This is a genomic window from Ramlibacter sp. P4_H7 (genome assembly GCF_056400765.1).
Genome location: NZ_JBFUKP010000021.1, coordinates 86,758 through 102,452, shown reverse-complemented (window position 1 = coordinate 102,452; position 15,695 = coordinate 86,758). Strand labels below are relative to the sequence as shown.

11 protein-coding genes and 1 tRNA gene are annotated in these 15,695 nt (G+C 69.0%); 7 read left to right on the top strand and 5 right to left on the bottom strand.

The window, feature by feature from the left end; genetic code table 11:
• Positions 1-65 precede the first annotated feature (65 nt).
• Both AC1DSA_RS22260 and AC1DSA_RS22255 read left to right on the top strand, forming a co-directional pair.
• Positions 66-359, top strand: coding sequence for a GYD domain-containing protein (locus tag AC1DSA_RS22260; RefSeq protein WP_477893077.1), 294 nt, complete (start codon positions 66-68; stop codon positions 357-359).
• Between the two features lie 205 nt (positions 360-564).
• Entirely contained in the window at positions 565-867 is a 303-nt protein-coding gene (locus AC1DSA_RS22255) for a hypothetical protein (protein WP_477893076.1), read from the top strand.
• A 34-nt stretch (positions 868-901) separates the two neighbouring features.
• Here the strand turns inward: AC1DSA_RS22255 and AC1DSA_RS22250 are convergent, their stop codons facing one another.
• Both AC1DSA_RS22250 and AC1DSA_RS22245 read right to left on the bottom strand, forming a co-directional pair.
• Positions 902-1,585 carry a redoxin domain-containing protein gene (locus tag AC1DSA_RS22250; protein WP_477893075.1) on the bottom strand — a complete coding sequence of 228 codons (684 nt, stop codon included), beginning with the start codon at positions 1,583-1,585 and terminating at the stop codon, positions 902-904.
• Between the two features lie 12 nt (positions 1,586-1,597).
• On the bottom strand, positions 1,598-4,726 hold the full coding sequence (locus AC1DSA_RS22245) for a tetratricopeptide repeat protein (protein ID WP_477893074.1): 3,129 nt from the start codon (positions 4,724-4,726) through the stop codon (positions 1,598-1,600).
• 127 nt (positions 4,727-4,853) lie between these two features.
• Between AC1DSA_RS22245 and AC1DSA_RS22240 the strand changes: the two genes are divergently transcribed.
• Positions 4,854-4,927, top strand: a tRNA-Gly gene (locus AC1DSA_RS22240).
• 8 nt (positions 4,928-4,935) lie between these two features.
• Here AC1DSA_RS22240 and AC1DSA_RS22235 read toward each other — a convergent pair.
• Genes AC1DSA_RS22235 through AC1DSA_RS22225 form a run of 3 tightly spaced genes read right to left on the bottom strand, consistent with a single transcriptional unit; the run spans position 4,936 to position 8,096 of the window.
• Entirely contained in the window at positions 4,936-6,318 is a 1,383-nt protein-coding gene (locus tag AC1DSA_RS22235; RefSeq protein ID WP_477893073.1) for an efflux transporter outer membrane subunit, read from the bottom strand.
• Complete coding sequence (locus AC1DSA_RS22230; protein ID WP_477893072.1) at positions 6,318-7,535, bottom strand: HlyD family secretion protein; 1,218 nt, start codon at positions 7,533-7,535, stop codon at positions 6,318-6,320. Before AC1DSA_RS22230 ends, AC1DSA_RS22235 begins: the two co-directional genes overlap by 1 nt.
• Complete coding sequence (locus AC1DSA_RS22225) at positions 7,536-8,096, bottom strand: DUF3302 domain-containing protein (protein ID WP_477893071.1); 561 nt, start codon at positions 8,094-8,096, stop codon at positions 7,536-7,538.
• A 147-nt stretch (positions 8,097-8,243) separates the two neighbouring features.
• Between AC1DSA_RS22225 and AC1DSA_RS22220 the strand changes: the two genes are divergently transcribed.
• The 4 genes from AC1DSA_RS22220 to AC1DSA_RS22205 all read left to right on the top strand — a co-directional run bounded on the left by AC1DSA_RS22220 (position 8,244) and on the right by AC1DSA_RS22205 (position 15,694).
• A complete protein-coding gene (locus tag AC1DSA_RS22220; RefSeq protein WP_477893070.1) occupies positions 8,244-11,015 on the top strand; it encodes a decarboxylase in 2,772 nt (923 codons plus the stop codon).
• 27 nt (positions 11,016-11,042) lie between these two features.
• Positions 11,043-12,740, top strand: coding sequence for an aspartate:alanine exchanger family transporter (locus tag AC1DSA_RS22215; protein WP_477893069.1), 1,698 nt, complete (start codon positions 11,043-11,045; stop codon positions 12,738-12,740).
• A 70-nt stretch (positions 12,741-12,810) separates the two neighbouring features.
• Positions 12,811-13,935, top strand: a complete 1,125-nt coding sequence (locus tag AC1DSA_RS22210) for a porin (RefSeq protein ID WP_477893068.1) — start codon at positions 12,811-12,813, stop codon at positions 13,933-13,935.
• A gap of 67 nt (positions 13,936-14,002) precedes the next feature.
• Positions 14,003-15,694, top strand: coding sequence for an aspartate-alanine antiporter-like transporter (locus tag AC1DSA_RS22205; RefSeq protein ID WP_477893067.1), 1,692 nt, complete (start codon positions 14,003-14,005; stop codon positions 15,692-15,694).
• Position 15,695 lies beyond the last annotated feature (1 nt).

Genomic DNA, 15,695 nt, shown 5'->3' with positions numbered 1-15,695 from the left:
GGGCGACGCCGCCTTGCGCCGCCCGCGCGCCAGCTCCCCTCACGGACTCGACACAGGAGAAAAACATGGCGACCTACATCGCTCTCGGCACGTTCACCGACCAGGGACTCAAGACGGTGAAGGAGACCACCAAGCGCGCGGACATCGCGCGGGAGACCGCCGGCAAGTTCGGCGTGAAGATGCGCGAGATCTTCTGGACCCAGGGCCAGTACGACATCGTCACGCTGCTGGAAGGCCCGGACGAAACCACGGTCTCCGCCTTCGGACTGGCGGTGGCGGGCGCAGGCAACGTGCGCTTCCAGACCTTGCGCGCGCTGACGCGCGACGAGATGAACGCCGTCCTGCAGAAGCTGCCCTAGCTGCAAACCTGCGCTGCGTGCGGCACCTGCTGCATGCGGCCTGCGCGGCAGCGTCGCGGCCGTGGGCGTAGCCGTGGCGTCGGGCCGGCCCCCACGAGCCCGCGGTGCTCACACGGTCCCGAGGGTCTTTCATTCTGAAACGCGCGCCGCGGGAAGATCGTCCTGCGGCGGCCGCAGAATGCGGTCACCTGGAGGGATGACCCGCATGCACGAAACGAGGATCGAGGTGCCCGCGGACGAGTATGGCTGGCAGCTGTACCACCGCAAGGTCGGCGCCGATGTCGCCGCCCGGGAATTGAGCCTGCGCCTGGCGGCCTTGCTCGAACCCGTGGTCGAGGCCCTGCCCGAATGCAGCGTGTACTGGCGCCGCGCGCAGGCCGCGCGCATCCGCCAGGAAATGCAGGAGCACATGGAGCGCTTCCGCCACCTGGGTGCAGTGGATGCGGAGCCGAACCGGGTGCTGGCCAGCACGATCCGCCGCCACCTGCGGGTCGACCTGTCGGACTGACGCAGCCCGGCGGAGCCAGGCCGCGTCCCTTCCTTCAATGCAGCTGCCGCGCTGCGGCCAGCACTTCCGCCTCGTTCGGCAGCCGCCCGATCTGGTTGGGGCTGTCCGGCATTTCCACGAAGGACCAGCGGATGGTGCCTCCGGCATCGATCAGGAAGTGTCCGACCTCCAGCATGGGATGCGTGGAGGCGATCTGCTGGTCGGTTTCGGTCATCTCGAAGCCGTCCTTGGTGTTGAGCGCCCCCACCGCCTGCATCAGGTTCATCTTCTCGGGCAGCTCGCCGCGGCCATCGGTCGAAGCGGTCAGGAAGGAAGCGAACGTCGTTGTCTTCGGCCACTGCAGCTCGCGCGCATCGGTGTCGTCGGGCAGCACCTCGGTCTCGCGCAGCCCGAAGGCGCGGTGCGTCCCCACGTCGGGATCGGCCGCGAGCACCACGGGCGTGGGACGGTACTGGAAGTACTGGCGTGCCCGCTCGGGAGCGGTGTTGACCACCGCGAGCACTTCCACGCCTTCGGGCGCCAGCTTCTCGCGGATGCCCGCCAGTCCGGCGATCTGGCGCCGGCAGAAGGGACAGTGCAGCCCGCGGAACAGCGCGACGTAGACGCCGCCCTTTCCGCGCAGGTCGGCCAATGAAATTTCCCCGTCGCGGTTGACTGCCGGCAGCCGGAAATCGGGAGCCGCTTCTCCGGGTTGCAGCACGTGGTCGGCGATGCTCATGGCACGAACCTCCTAGGCCAGGTAAGGAAGGACGATCAGCGCATCGGGGTCGAGGCCGGCGCGATCGCAGGTGTCCCGGGCGCGCTCCATGTAGCGCTGCGCCAGTTCGCCATCATCGGTATCCAGGTACAAGGTTGCAAGTCCGTCGTAGCAGGGGAACAGGAGCTGCGGCTCGCCGGACCTCTCGGCCAGCTCCAGCGCCTCGCTGTAGTGGCGCAGGGCGCGCGCGGGCTGGCCGTGGCAGTGGTAGATCTGCGCCAGCACCACCAGGGACACGGCCAGATGGTCGAGCTGTCCCGTGCTGCGGTCGATGCGGATGGCCTCGTGGGCAGCGGTCAGGCCGCGCTCGTCGCAGCGGTTGGTCAGCGTGCAGTAGGCGACCGCCAGGTTGGCCGACAGGCGCGACTGCAGGCCGAGGTCGCCGATGCGCTGGGCCGTTTCGAGCCCGCGCTCGCAGGCATCGATGGCGCGCTGCGGGTCGTGGGAACTGTAGAGCACGCCCAGGTTGGCGAGCGCGCGGCATTCGACCTGCGGCAGGCCGGCCCCGCGTGCGACCTCCACGCTGCGCTCCAGCCGGGCGACGGCTTCATCCAGCCGGTCCTGCCGCGCCAGCGCGACGCCCTGGATGTTGAGGGCCAGCGCCAGCACGGCGCGGCTGGAGGCCTCCAGGCCGGCCGGCAGGAGGCCTTCGGCCTGTTCCAGCGCGCGCTGGGTCCATTCCAGCGCGGCCAGGTTGTCGCCGCTGCGGAAGGCCAGCTCGCCCATCTTCTGGTAAAGCCAGGCGAGCTCGACGTGCGGATGCGCCGGATCCATCAGTGCCAGGGCCGCGACCAGGCACTGCCGCGCTTCGTCGCGCTGGCCCGCCTCCCAGCGCAGGACGGCGATCTTGCGCAACACGCGCGCCTGCGCGATGGCGTCGGCCGAGCGCGCGTAGCCCTCGCGCACCGCTTCCAGGTGCTGCGTCGCTTCCGCCATCCGGCCCGCGGGGGCCAGGACGTCGGCCAGCCGCTCCCGTACCACGAGCCGCTGTTCCTGCGGTCCGGCCGCGGCCGCCAGCACGTCCAGCGCAAAGCCGTAGTACCGGATCGCATCGGTATTGGCGTAGGTGTTGCGCGCCCAGTCGCCGGCCGCCACCAGGTAGCGCACTGCACGCGTCAGGTCCGTGCCGAGGCGGAAGTGGTGGGCCAGCGACTGCAATTCCTCCAGGTTGCGCGGCGCGCCGCCGTACAGCCGCTCCAGTCCCTCGCCGATGCGCGTGTGCAACTCGCTGCGCCGGCTGAGCAGCAGGGTCTGGTAGGCGACCTCCTGGAACAGCCCGTGGCGGAAGCCGAATTCCCGGCCCTGCGGTGCCGCGCCGACGGTCGCCGGCACCGGCGAGAGCAGCCCCGCCGCGACCAGGGCGTCGAGCGACTCGCCGATCGTCCCCGCGCGGCCGGCGGCGATCTCCCGCAACAGCGTCTCCGAAAACAGCGGGCCGATCACCGCCGCTTCGCGCAGCGTCTGCCGCTCGGGCGGCGGCAGGCGGTCGATGCGGCCCAGCAGCAGGCCTTCGATGGTCTGCGGCACCTTCACGGCCGACACCTCGGCGCGGCGGAACCAGCTCTGGCCCTCGCGCTGCAGCACGCCGTCGGCGATCAGGGCGCGCACCATCTCCTCCAGGAACAGCGGATTGCCGCCGGCCTGCTCGACGATGCGCTGTCGCAGCGTTTCCGGCAGGGCGCCGCGCGAAGTGCCGAACAGGCCGTCCAGCAGCGCGGTGCTGCCTTGTGCGGACAGCGGCTCCAGCGCGATGACTGTGTGCGCCTCGACCCCGCGCGACAGCGCGTCCACCTCCGCCGTCGGCCGGTGCGTCACCAGCAGCATGAAGGGCCGGCCCTGCGCCTGGTCGAACAGGTAGCGCAGCACGTCGATCGAAGCGGTGTCCGCCCAGTGCAGGTCCTCCACCAGCAGCAGCACCGCGCCCAGCTGAAGGCGCCGGTCCAGCACCGCGTGGACGGCCTTGAACATCTGGGTCTTGAGCTGCTCCGGGTCCAGGTAGTGGGCCTGCGTGTCGTCAGGCGCCAGCCCGAGCACATAAACCAGGTGGCGCGCCACCAGCGGCCGGTCCCGTTCGTGCAGGCCCATTGCGGCGAGCGACGCGTCGACCTTGCGCTGCGCCTCGGCCATCGGCTCCTGCGGCGACAGGCCATAGGCATCGCGCAGCAGCGCGGCCGGCACGCCATAGGCGCGCTCGCCCAGCGACGAACACGCCGCCTGGCGCACGGCCACGCCGGCCAGTCCGTCGCGCGCGCGCAGCCGCTCGAGAAATTCCGCCAGCAGCCGGCTCTTGCCGGCACCGGCCTCCGCGACGATGCTGACCATCTGGGGGGCGCCGGCGCGGACGGACTCGAAGGCGCACAGCAGCCGCTCCAGTTCCTCTTCGCGCCCGATCATTGGGCTCGCCAGGCCATGCGACCCCAGCCCGCGCGCGGTCTGCGGGACCGGCAGCGCACTGGCCAGGCGGTACGCCGCGATCTTCTGCACCTTGCCCTTGAGCGACAGCGTGCCGAGCTCCTCGAACTCGAACGCGTGCCGTGTCCGCAGCCAGGTCGCGTGGCTGACCACCGTCTGCCCGGCCCCCGCGGCGGCCTGCAGGCGCGCGGCGGTGTTCACCGTGTCTCCCGTCACGGCGTAGTTGGCGCCGGGATCCGGCCGGATGTGACCCACCACCACCAGGCCACTGTGGATGCCCACGTGCAAGGTGAGCGGCCGGCCGGTTCGCGGCAGCCAGCGTTCGCTCAGGGCCGCGGTCTTCGCGTGCAGCAGGAGGGCGGCGTTGACGGCGCGCTCGGGATCCTCGTCGTGCGCGATCGGCGCGCCGAACACGGCCATCATGGCGTCGCCCAGGTACTTCTCGACGAAGCCCTCCAGTCCCTGGATCGTGGCCGACATCTCGGCGAACAGCTCGGTCTGCAGCGACCGCACGACCTCGGGGTCGAGCTCCTCGCTCAAGGTGGTGAAGTCCGACAGGTCCGCGAACATGACGGTGGCCGGCCGCCGCTCCGCCTCTGCCTGCGTCGACGGCACCGCCAGGCGCTGTCCGCACCGGGGGCAGAAGGCAAATTCCGCCGCAGCGTCGAATCCGCAGGCAGGGCAGGCCATGGTGGCCGGATCGTAATCCTGCGGGTGGGGATGCGGTAGCGATCCCTGCATGACGGGCGACGCCGGAAGGATCGCGCCCACCCTGCGGGGCGCATGCTGGAAACGCCTTAGAATGCACCGCTGTCCTGCGGGCGTCGTTCAATGGCAGGACCTGAGCTTCCCAAGCTCAAGACGTGGGTTCGATTCCCATCGCCCGCTCCAGCCTCACCTCAGGGCTCGAAGCCGCCCCCCAGCGCCAGGTGCAGGTTCACCCGCTGGATCAGGCGTTCGCCCTGCACGCGCGCCAGCGTCGAGCGGGCCGCATGCAGCGCCAGCTGCTGCTGCTGCACCCCACGCAGGTCCCCGCTTCCCACTTCGAAGCGCGTGCGCGCATAGCCCACGGCGTTTTCGTTGGCGCGCACCGCGCGGGCCAGCACGTCGGCACGGCTGTCGAGGTTGAACGACTGGGACAGTGCGCCTTCCACTTCGCCGAAGGCCCGGGCGCCGATGCGGCCGTAGTCCGCCACCGCGGCCTTCTGGTCCGCCGACCGCGCATCCACCTGCGCCTGCAGGGCGCCGGCATTGAAGATGGGCGCGAGGATGGTGCCGCCGACGCCCCACACGGGGTTGTCGCGTTCCTTCATCACGAACAGGTCGCTGGTGATGCTGCTCACGCCCAGGGTCAGCGAGATGGTGGGCAGCCGCGCCGCCTTGGCCTGTTCCGTGCGGTAGAAGGCCGCGGCCACGCGCCGCTCGGCCGCGCGCACGTCGGGCCGGCGTTCCAGCAGTTCGGACGGCAAGCCTCCGGGGACCGGCCCCGGCAGCGGAGGGAGCGACAGGCCGGGATCGACGCTGCCGGACGGGTAGCGCCCGGCGAGGATCTCGATCGCCCGCAGCGCGTTCTGGCGCGCGATGTCCGCCTGCAGCTGCACGTCGCGGTAGGACAGGGCACTGGCCTCGGCCTGGTTCACCTCCAGCTCGTCCGCGCGGCCCACCCGCACGCGATCGCGCGAGAGGTCCACCAGCGACTGCGACGAGGTGATCATCTCGCCCGCCAGCGCCCGCTGCACCGCCGCCTCGCGCGCGAGGAACCAGCTCTTGGCGACCAGGGCCGCGATCGACTCGCGCGCATAACGCGTATCGAGCACCACGGACTCGTATTGCGCGGCGGCGGCGGCGCGCTGCGCGCGCACGCGGCCCCACAGGTCCAGCTCCCAGCTCGCGAACAGGCCGACGCCCTGCACGCCGCTGCCGTCGCCCCCGAGCTTGCCGCCGCCGTGGGCGCCGAAATTGACCTGCGGGAACAGCGCCGCGCCGGCCGCGCGCGCGTTGGCCTCGGCCGCCTCCACCCGGGCCGCTGCGATCTGCAGGTCCACGTTGTAGGCCATGGCCTCGGCCACCAGCTTCTCCAGCTGCGCGTCCTGGAACTGCGCCACCCAGCCGTTGGCCACCGCGCCGGGCGCCATGGGGCCGCCGGTCCACTCGGCCGGCAGCTGCGTGTTGGGCAGCGACTGCTCGCGGATCTGCGTGGCGTCCGGGGGCGGCGCGAGGGCGCAGCCGCCGGCGGCGAGGGCCGCCGCGATGGCGACGATGCGCAGGGCGTTGCGGTCCATCAGTGCAGCTTCAGGATGAGGTAGTTGAGCTTGGTGTTGATGCGCAGGATCACCTTGCGCAGGATGTGCACCATCTCCAGGTGCTGGGTGTAGATCGCCGCGTTGCCGCGCGCGCCGGCGGCCAGGAAGGTTTCGCGGTACTTCGGGTCGACGGTGATCTTGACCGGGAAGCGGCCGGGGGGCAGCTGGCCCACCGTGTTGGGCAGGTTCGTGCTCATCGGCGACTGGCCCTGGCCCTGGGCCCAGATGATGGAGTCCACCTTGCCCTTGATGATCTCGCCCGGCAGCGTCAGCAGCACGATCTCGGCCTCGTCACCGGGCTGGACCTTGTACAGCTCGTTCTGGTCGTACAGGGCCACCACCGTGAACTCGTCCTCCACGAAGGTGAGCGCCGGCGTCACCGGGAAGGCTGCGGTCATGGAGCCGGGCCGCAACTGCACGTTGACGGGCGTGCCGTTCGCCGGCGCGAGCACCGTCGTCTGCAGCAGGTCCCAGCGGGCGCTATCCAGCTGCGCGCGGACTTGCGCCACCTGGGCCCATTCGCCGTTGGCCTTGGCACCCATGCGCTGGCGGATCTGGCGTTCGCCGGCGAGCGCCTGGCCCTGCGCACTGCGGGCCTGCGCCTCGGCGCTGCGGGCGCCGTCCAGCGCGCTCTGCGCATCGCGCAGGTTGGTCTCGGCCTGTTCCAGGTCGAAGCGATTGCCGGCGCCCTTGGCCACCAGTTCGCGGTTCTGCGCCACGCGCTTGGCAGCCAGCTCGGCCTGCGCGCTGGCCTGCACGACGCGGGAAGTGGACTGGTCGATCGCCGAGCGGGCGGCCGACACCTGGGCGACGGCACCCGTGAGCTGCTCGTCCAGTTCGCGGCTGCTGCCCTGCGCATTGGCCAGCTGCGCCTCGAGCGCGTTGACCTGCAGCTGGTAGGGCGTGGGATCGATGCGGAACAGCACCTCGCCCTTGCGCATCGCCTGGTTGCCCTCGGCCGGCACCTCGATCACCCGGCCCCGCACCTGCGGCACCACGTTGATCACGTACTTGAGAACCCGGACGTCGGCCGACGACGGCGCGAACACGTTGAGCGCCAGCACCAGCGCGGTGAGGCCCACGATCGGGATGGTGATGACGATCACCTGGGACACCGTGTTCCAGGGCAGCCACTTGAACTTGAAGAAGATCAGCCAGACGAAGAAGGAATAGATGGCTAACAGCAGGGCTTCCATTCAGCTTCTCCCTCCAGCGGCGGGGCGGACCGCCACTGAATCGCGCACGGTCAGGGAGGGCGGCGGCGCGCCCGGCAGGCGGTCGAGCCGCTCGATCAGCGCGACCATGTCGGGCGAAAGCGGGCCCTTGGCCCGCATCGCCGCCAGCTCGGAGCGCAGGTGCTGCAGCTGTTCCGGCCCCAGCGTCCCGGCTTCGGCCTCGTGCCCCAGTTCGAGGTAGTAGTCGTCGTGCTTTTCCGTCCCATAGATGGCGCGGTAGCCGATCGGCTTGGTATAGGCCCACAGCCAGGCGATGGGCCAAAGCATGCCGCCGAAGAACAGCGAAAGGATGCACAGGACCTTGATCGAGTCCTTGTGCGGATGCTGGCGCTTCTCGGCGATCTTCTCCGGCAGCACGTGCACGAACAGGAAGCCGCCGATGGCCGCGACCGGGACCAGGACCAGGATGAACCAGGACAAGGCGTTGGCTGCGGTGTCGAGGGCTTCCCCGGCGAGGAAGGAGGCGTGGGCCGCCAGGGGCAGCAGGAGCGCCGCACAGGCGAGAGCGCGTCGCAGATTCATGGGTACTCCGGAGGCTGAAATTGCCAGGGCAGGTTACGGCAGCCGTCCGCACCCGGTAATTGACCTTTGGTCCTATGGCCGGAGGCCTGACCGGGCCGGACACTGCGACGCGTACAGGAAGCATCCCGCATTCCGTTCGGAGATTCCATGGCCAAAGACACCGCCACCAAGTCCAGCGAGATGTCCCTCGCTGATTTCTTCTCGGCCAACGACGCGCGGCGCGACCACTGGAGCCAACTGGCCGCCTGTGCCGACGCCTGGGGCGGCGGCCGCGGCAGCAGCGACAAGCTGGTGACGCAGATCGGCGCGCTGCTGGACGAAGTCGAGCCGCTGGAGAACTACTGGGCCTACCCCGGCGCGGGGCTGATGCGCTCGCTGCGCGGCCTGCTCGCCGGCAAGGAAGCGCAGGGTTTCGCCAATGCCGTGGACCGCATCAAGACCTCCATCTTCTCGGGATCCTACCGGCGCGACCCCAACGCCTGGAACATCGAGGAAGAGGCCGAGGAGAGCCTGGGCGAGCGGCTGCCGCCCGGTGCCATGGAAGTCACCGCCAAGCCGTACTTCGAACTGCTGACGGTGGCGCCCGAGAACTACCGGACCGCCAACCCGCAGCGCGAACTGCACAAGCTGCGCCGTCCCGAGGATCCGTTCACCTACGAGCAGGTGCAGACCTTCAGTTTCGAGGACGCGATGGTCGCCACCATCGTCAATACCAACGTGCAGGCCGTGGTGATCTATGACGGCTTCCAGTACAAGTCGCGGCACGCGCTGCGGTCGCTCGGTGAGCAGCTGCAGCGCTTCGGCATCAAGGACGACGGCATGCCCACGGCCTACGGCATGGATCTGGCGCGCGCCATCAAGCAGATCCGCCCCGAGCTGGACATCTACCTGGTGAGCGAGCGCAACGTGGAGGAGGCCGCCACCAGCGAGCAGGCGCGGCTGGTGCGCCGCGTCTTCTACGAAATCGAGGAGCTGATGGAGCTCCACCTGAGCATCCTGGCGGGCGTCACCGAGCGCTATTCCACGCCCTTCTTCGACAACCTGAAGAAATATGCGGCGCGGCCGATCGGCACCTTCCACGCGCTCCCCCTGGCGCGCGGCAAGTCGGTCTTCAAGTCCAACTGGATCAAGGACATGGGCCAGTTCTACGGCGCCAACCTGTTCCTGGCGGAATCCTCGGCCACCACCGGCGGGCTCGACAGCCTGCTCGATCCCGTGGGCAACATCAAGGACGCGCAGGACAAGGCCGCGCGCGCCTTCGGCGCCGACCACGTGTTCTTCGGCACCAACGGCACGTCCACCTCCAACAAGATCGTGGTGCAGGCGCTGTGCCGGCCGGGCGACATCATCCTGATCGACCGCAACTGCCACAAGTCGCACCACTACGGCCTGGTGCTCGCGGGCTCGCAGCCTCTTTACGTGGAGGCCTACCCGATGGTGGAGTACTCCATGTACGGCGCGGTGCCGCTGCGCTCCATCAAGCAGGCGCTGCTCACGCTCAAGGCCGAAGGCAAGCTGGACAAGGCGCGCATGGTGGACCTGACCAACTGCACCTTCGACGGCCACATGTACAACTGCCTGAACGTGATGAAGGAGTGCCTGGCCATCAAGCCGGACCTGATCTTCCTGTGGGACGAGGCCTGGTTCGGCTTCGCCCGCTTCTCGCCCTTCCACCGCCGGCGCACCGGCATGGGCGCCGCCGCGAAGCTGGAGGCGATGCTGGCCTCGCCCGAGTACCGGAAGCAGTACGCGGAGTGGAAGGAGACGATGAAGGGAAAGGTGGGCGCCGCGCTCGATCCCAAGGACGCCTCGCTGCTGGACACGCACCTGCTGCCCGATCCCGAGACCACCCGCGTGCGCGTCTACCAGACCAATTCCACCCACAAGTCGATGTCGGCGCTGCGACAGGGCTCCATGATCTTCGTGCGCGACCAGGACTTCCACCAGGTGGAGGCGCAGTTCCACGAAGCCTTCTACACGCACACGTCGACCTCGCCCAACCAGCAGATCATCGCCTCGCTGGACCTGGCGCGCCGCCAGATGGAACTGGAGGGCTACGAGCTCACCATGTCGTCCCTGAGCCTGGCGCTGGACCTGCGCCGCCAGGTCAACAGCCATCCGCTGATCTCGAAGTACTTCCACATCCTCACGCCCGGCGAGATGGTGCCCAAGGAATACCGCGCCTCGGGCGTGGAGGACTACGGACGGCCGAACGCCACCTGGGAAAAGGTGGTGGAGGCCTGGGACAACGACGAATTCGCGCTGGATCCGACCCGCATCACGCTGGTCACCGGCCGCGCCGGCTACGACGGCACGCAGTTCAAGGGCCTGCTGGCGTCCAAGTACGACGTGCAGATCAACAAGACCTCGCGCAACTCCATCCTGATCCAGACCAACATCAACAACTCGCGCAGCGACATCGCCCACCTGCTGAAGGTGCTGGCGGAGGAAGCGCGGGCGGTGGAGCAGCGGCTGAAGGAAGCCGACGCGGTGGAGAAGGCGGCCTTCGACGCCCGCGTGAAGTCCCTGATGGAGGATGTCCCGGACCTGCCGAACTTCAGCCACTTCCACGACGTGTTCCGCGACAACCCCAAGAGCGGCACCTCCGAGGGCCACATGCGCGCCGCCTTCTTCACCGCCTACCGCGAGGAAGACTGCGAGCACCTGAAGCTCAACGACCTGAAAGTGGACGAGCGCATCGCCAAGGGCCCGCAGCTGGTGTCCGCCAACTTCGTGATCCCCTATCCGCCCGGCTTCCCGATCATGGTGCCGGGGCAGGTGATCGACGCGGAGACCATCACCTTCATGCGCAAGCTGGACGTCAAGGAGATCCACGGCTTCAACGCGACGCTGGGGCTCAAGCTGCTCAAGCCGGACGCGCTGGACAAGCGCAAGAAGTCCGGGCAGTCCGACCTCTGAACACAAGAACCAACGAGGAGGGTGAGCATGAAGGAATTCTTCCAATGGATGGCGAACAACCCGTTCGCCTTGCTGTTCTTCACCGTGGCGATGGCGGTATGGGTCGGCAAGGCCAGCGTCAAGGGCTACGGCCTGGGGATGGTGGCGGCCGCCATCATCGTCGGCTGCGGCCTGTCGACATGGGCCTCGGTCTACGGCGTCAAGCTGGAGCTGAACAACTTTGCCAAGAGCCTGTTCTACTACCTGTTCATGTACGGTGTCGGCCTGCGGGTTGGGCCGTCGTTCGTGAACAGCCTCAAGGGTGACGGACTCACCTTCACCCTGCTGGCGGTGATCTCCTCGATCCTGGGCCTCGGGCTGGTCGTGGTCGGCGCCAAGGTGCTGGACCTGCCTCCGGGCGCGGCGGGCGGACTGCTCGCCGGATCGCAGACCATGTCGGCAGCCATCGGCTCGGCGGAGCAGGCGGTGACCCAGGGCGCGGTGAAGCTGGCGGCCGGCACGACGCCGGAAGCGGTGTCCGCGATGATCGCGCTGTCCTACGGTATCAGCTACATCTGGGGCACGGTGGGCATCATCCTGATCTGCAAGTACCTGCCCAAGTGGTGGGGCATCGACGCCAGGCAGGCCGCGATCGCCTACGAGAAGGAGCACGGCGTGCGCAACGTGGACGACGTCGGCATCACCGGCTACCGTCCGTTCGCCGGCCGCGCCTACGTGCTGGAGAACCCCGCCTGGAACGGCAAGACCATCGCCGAGTTCCGCCAGAAGAACCCCGAGTACCGCGTGCTGAACGTGCGGCGGGGCGAGGAACTGCTGGGCGCGGACCCGACGCTGAGCTTCCAGAAGGGCGACGTGATCGCGCTGGTCGGAACCCGGGCTGACATGGCCACCAAGCTGGGCCTGATCGGCACCGAGATCGACGATCCCCGCGTGCTGAACGTGCCGCTCGCACAGGCCGAAATCCTGCTGACCAACAAGGACGCCGTGGACCGCGAGCTGGGTTCCTTCAAGGGCGAGCTGGCGGGCCAGATGGCGGTGACGCGCATCGAGCGCGCCGGCCAGCCCATCCCGGTGGGCAACGGCACCAAGCTGCAGCGCATGGACGTGCTGTTCGTCTCCGGCCTGCAGGGCGCCGTGAAGAAGGCTGGCAGCCTGCTGGGCCGCTTCGCCACGCCCAGCACCAGCACCGACCTGCTCACCCTGTCGGTGGGCATGATCCTCGGCCTGTTGATCGGCGCGATCTCGTTCCCGGCGTTCGGCGCCAGCGTGGGCCTCGGCAACGCGGGTGGCCTGCTGGTTTCCGGCGTGATCATCTCCTCGCTGCAGTCGCGACTGCGGTTTTTCGGCAACACGCCGAATGCCGCGCGCAACGTGCTGGAGGACCTGGGCCTGGTGGTGTTCGTCGCCATCGTCGGCATCAACGCGGGCAACTCGCTGCTGGCGCAGCTGACCGGCGCGCTCGCGGTGAAGATCTTCCTCGTCGGCTTCATCGCCTGCACCATCCCGCCCTTTGTCGTCTGGGCGCTGGGCTACCACGTGTTCAAGATCAACCCCGCGGTGCTGATGGGTGGCGTGGCCGGTGCGCGTTCGCACTCCGGTCCCTGCCGCGAGGCCGCCGTGGAAATCAACAGCACGGTGCCGTGGATCGGCTTCCCGGTGGCGTATGCCGTCTCGGGGATCCTGCTAACAATTTTTGGCTATTTCGCGATGGTGCTTGCACAATAGCTTCCGGGAATCCACTGGCCGGGCGGAGGGGTCCGGCCAGAACTTATTGCAAATCACCGAGGGACTTCGAATGAGGAAACATGGAGTGATCGCGCTGGCCGCTGTGGCCTGCGCGACGTCGGGCGCTTTCGCCCAGGTTGGCGGCACGGGGCAGGGGCCGGTGAGCGCAAGCACCGCCACCCTGTTCGGCGTGGTGGACGTCGCGTACGCCTATGGCGACGGATCGATCAACCACGTGCAAAGGCTGGTCAGCGGCGCCAACACGTCCTCCCGGCTCGGCTTCCGTGCCTTCGAGGACCTGGGCGGCGGCCTGGCTGCAGGGGCCTGGCTGGAGGCCGGAGTCAACGTCGACAACGGAACGGGCACGGCCTCGAGCAGCAACAACCAGCCGAACGGCGCAGGCCCTTCGCAGGCCGGCGGCCAGGGCATCCTGTTCAATCGCCGCTCCACGGTGAGCCTGATCAGCGCCGACTGGGGCGAAGTGAGGCTCGGGCGCGACTTCGTCGCCACCTACCGCAACCGCGACCAGACCGATCCGTTCAGCACCAACGGCGTGGGCGCTTCGCAGGTCGACGCCGGCAGCATCGCGGGCGTCACCTCCACCCGCGCGTCCAACATGGTCGGCTACTTCCTGCCGGCTGCGCGCCTGGGCGGCTTCTTCGGTGAATTGCAGTACTACATGGGCGAGAACCCGTCGAACACGAGCACTCCGGTCGATGGCTCCGGCTGGCAAGGGCGGTTGGGCTGGACCAACGGGCCCATCGGCGTCGCGTTGGCGGGCGGCTGGACCAGCTACGACCGGACCGCGACGGCGGGCGAGATCGACGTCTGGAACATCGGTGGCCACTGGGAGTTCGGCTTTGGCCGCCTGACCGCCGGCTACTTCGAAGACAAGATCAAGCAGCAGTCCACGACCGTGAAAGCCACGGGCTACATCGTGGGCGCGATCGTTCCGTTCGGCGTCACCGACTTCAAGGTCGCCTATTCCTCGTACGGAACCGACGCGGCGGGCGACCCCACTGCCCACAAGATCTCACTGGGTGCGGTCTACAACCTGTCCAAGCGCACGGCGGCCTATGCCACGTACGCGCACGTCGACAACAAGGGTCCGTCTGCCGTGGGCCTCGCCGGCTCGAGCACCGCCGCCGGCAAGAACTCGGACGGCTTCGACCTCGGACTCAAGCACAGCTTCTGACCTGCCGCCTGCGGCGCAACGGTGAACAAGGGCGGCTTTCGGGCCGCCCTTTTCGCAAGGAGGCCCGATGATCGAATGGCTCGCCCCCTTCTTCGAGAAGAACGCCGAGCTGCCGGTGTTCCTGGCGATCGGGTTGGGGTACTGGATCGGCAACCTGAAGATCCGCGGCGTGGGCATCGGGCCGGTCACCGGGGCGCTGCTCGCGGGCGTCCTCCTCGGCAACTTCTGGCACGTGCCGGTGTCCGACACGGCCAAGTCGATCCTGTTCCTGCTGTTCATGTACGGCATCGGCTATTCGGCCGGGCCGGGTTTCGTGCGGGGCATCCGCGAAGGCGGCTGGCGCTGGGTGGTGCTGGGCGTGTTCATCCCCGTGGTGGGTGTGCTCACGGCCTACCTGATGGCGCGCCTGCTGAAGCTGGAGCTGGGATATGCCGCGGGCATGATGTCCGGCGGCCTCACCGAATCGCCCGTGATCGGCACGGCCAGCGAGGCGATCCGCAGCCTGCCCATCGCCGATGCGGAAAAGAACCGCCTGATCTCGCAGATCCCGGTGGCCGATGCCCTGTGCTACCTGTTCGGGACGGTGGGCCTGATCCTGTTCTGCTCGCACGTGGGGCCCTGGATCCTGCGCGTGGACCTCAAGGCCGAAGCCCGCAAGCTGGAACAGGAGATGGGCCTGGAGCGCGAGGCCAGGGGCGTGAGTTCGGCCTGGCGCATGTTCGAGCTGCGCGCGTACGAAGTGGCGCCGGGCGGCTCGCTGGCGGGCCGCACGGTGGCGCAAGCGGAGAAGTCGGTGGCCGAGCGGCGCATCTTCATCGAGCGCGTGCGCCGCGGCACCGGGATCGTGCCGGTGCAGCCCGACCTGGTGCTGCAGGCGGGTGACGTGGTCGGCGCCATCGGCCACCACGAGGCCCTGCTGCAGGTGATGGGCGAAGGCCGGCGCGAAGTGTTCGACCGCGAGCTGCTCGACGTCCCTTCCGCCACCTTCGACGTGGTGCTGGGCACCCAGGCGCTGTCGGGCCGCACGCTGGAGGAGATCGCGAGCAGGGAGGAGCAGTTCCGCGGCGTCTTCCTGAAGTCCCTGCGACGGGGCAGCGAGCAGATCCCCATTGCGCCGGGGACCCGCATCTACCGCGGCGACCTGCTGACGATCCACGGGCTGGAGCCGGCGGTGCGGCGCGTCTCCGCCGCGCTGGGCGACGTGCTGCAGCAGCGCGGCACCGACTACATCGCGCTGGGCCTGGCGATCTGCGCCGGCGCGCTGCTGGGCCTGGTGATCGCTTTCCCGATCGGCGGCGTGCGCGTCGCGCTCGGCTCCAGCGTGGCGACGCTGCTGCTCGGGCTCGCGACCGGGTGGCGCAATTCGGTGCGGCCCAATTTCGCGATCCTGGCGCCCGATGCGATCGACCTGATGAAGTCGGTGGGCCTCGCGGGCTTCGTCGCGATGATCGGGCTGAAGGCCGGCCCGATCTTCCTGCAGGCGCTGCGGGACGTGGGGGTGTCGGTGTTCCTGGGGGGCGTGGTGGTGACGCTGGTGCCGCTGGTGGCCGGCCTGCTGTTCGGCCGCTTCGTGCTGGGACTGAACCCCCTGCTGGTGCTCGGTGCACTGGCCGGCGCCCAGACCATGACGGCGGGCCTGGCGGCGGTGCAGGAGCGATCGGACAGCCCGGTGGCGGTGATCGGGTACTCCAGCACGGTGGCCTTCGGGCACGTGCTGATCTCGGTCGGCGGGACGGCCCTGGTCTGGATGCTCTACTGAG

Bases quoted from the DNA above. Each gene is read 5' to 3' on its own strand.
- AC1DSA_RS22255 (WP_477893076.1), top strand. From the start codon at position 565: ATGCACGAAACGAGGATCGAGGTGCCCGCGGACGAGTATGGCTGGCAG.
- AC1DSA_RS22210 (WP_477893068.1), top strand. From the start codon at position 12,811: ATGAGGAAACATGGAGTGATCGCGCTGGCCGCTGTGGCCTGCGCGACG.
- AC1DSA_RS22260 (WP_477893077.1), top strand. From the start codon at position 66: ATGGCGACCTACATCGCTCTCGGCACGTTCACCGACCAGGGACTCAAG.
- AC1DSA_RS22235 (WP_477893073.1), bottom strand. From the start codon at position 6,318: ATGGACCGCAACGCCCTGCGCATCGTCGCCATCGCGGCGGCCCTCGCC.
- AC1DSA_RS22205 (WP_477893067.1), top strand. From the start codon at position 14,003: ATGATCGAATGGCTCGCCCCCTTCTTCGAGAAGAACGCCGAGCTGCCG.
- AC1DSA_RS22225 (WP_477893071.1), bottom strand. From the start codon at position 8,096: ATGAATCTGCGACGCGCTCTCGCCTGTGCGGCGCTCCTGCTGCCCCTG.
- AC1DSA_RS22220 (WP_477893070.1), top strand. From the start codon at position 8,244: ATGGCCAAAGACACCGCCACCAAGTCCAGCGAGATGTCCCTCGCTGAT.
- AC1DSA_RS22245 (WP_477893074.1), bottom strand. From the start codon at position 4,726: ATGGCCTGCCCTGCCTGCGGATTCGACGCTGCGGCGGAATTTGCCTTC.
- AC1DSA_RS22230 (WP_477893072.1), bottom strand. From the start codon at position 7,535: ATGGAAGCCCTGCTGTTAGCCATCTATTCCTTCTTCGTCTGGCTGATC.
- AC1DSA_RS22250 (WP_477893075.1), bottom strand. From the start codon at position 1,585: ATGAGCATCGCCGACCACGTGCTGCAACCCGGAGAAGCGGCTCCCGAT.
- AC1DSA_RS22215 (WP_477893069.1), top strand. From the start codon at position 11,043: ATGAAGGAATTCTTCCAATGGATGGCGAACAACCCGTTCGCCTTGCTG.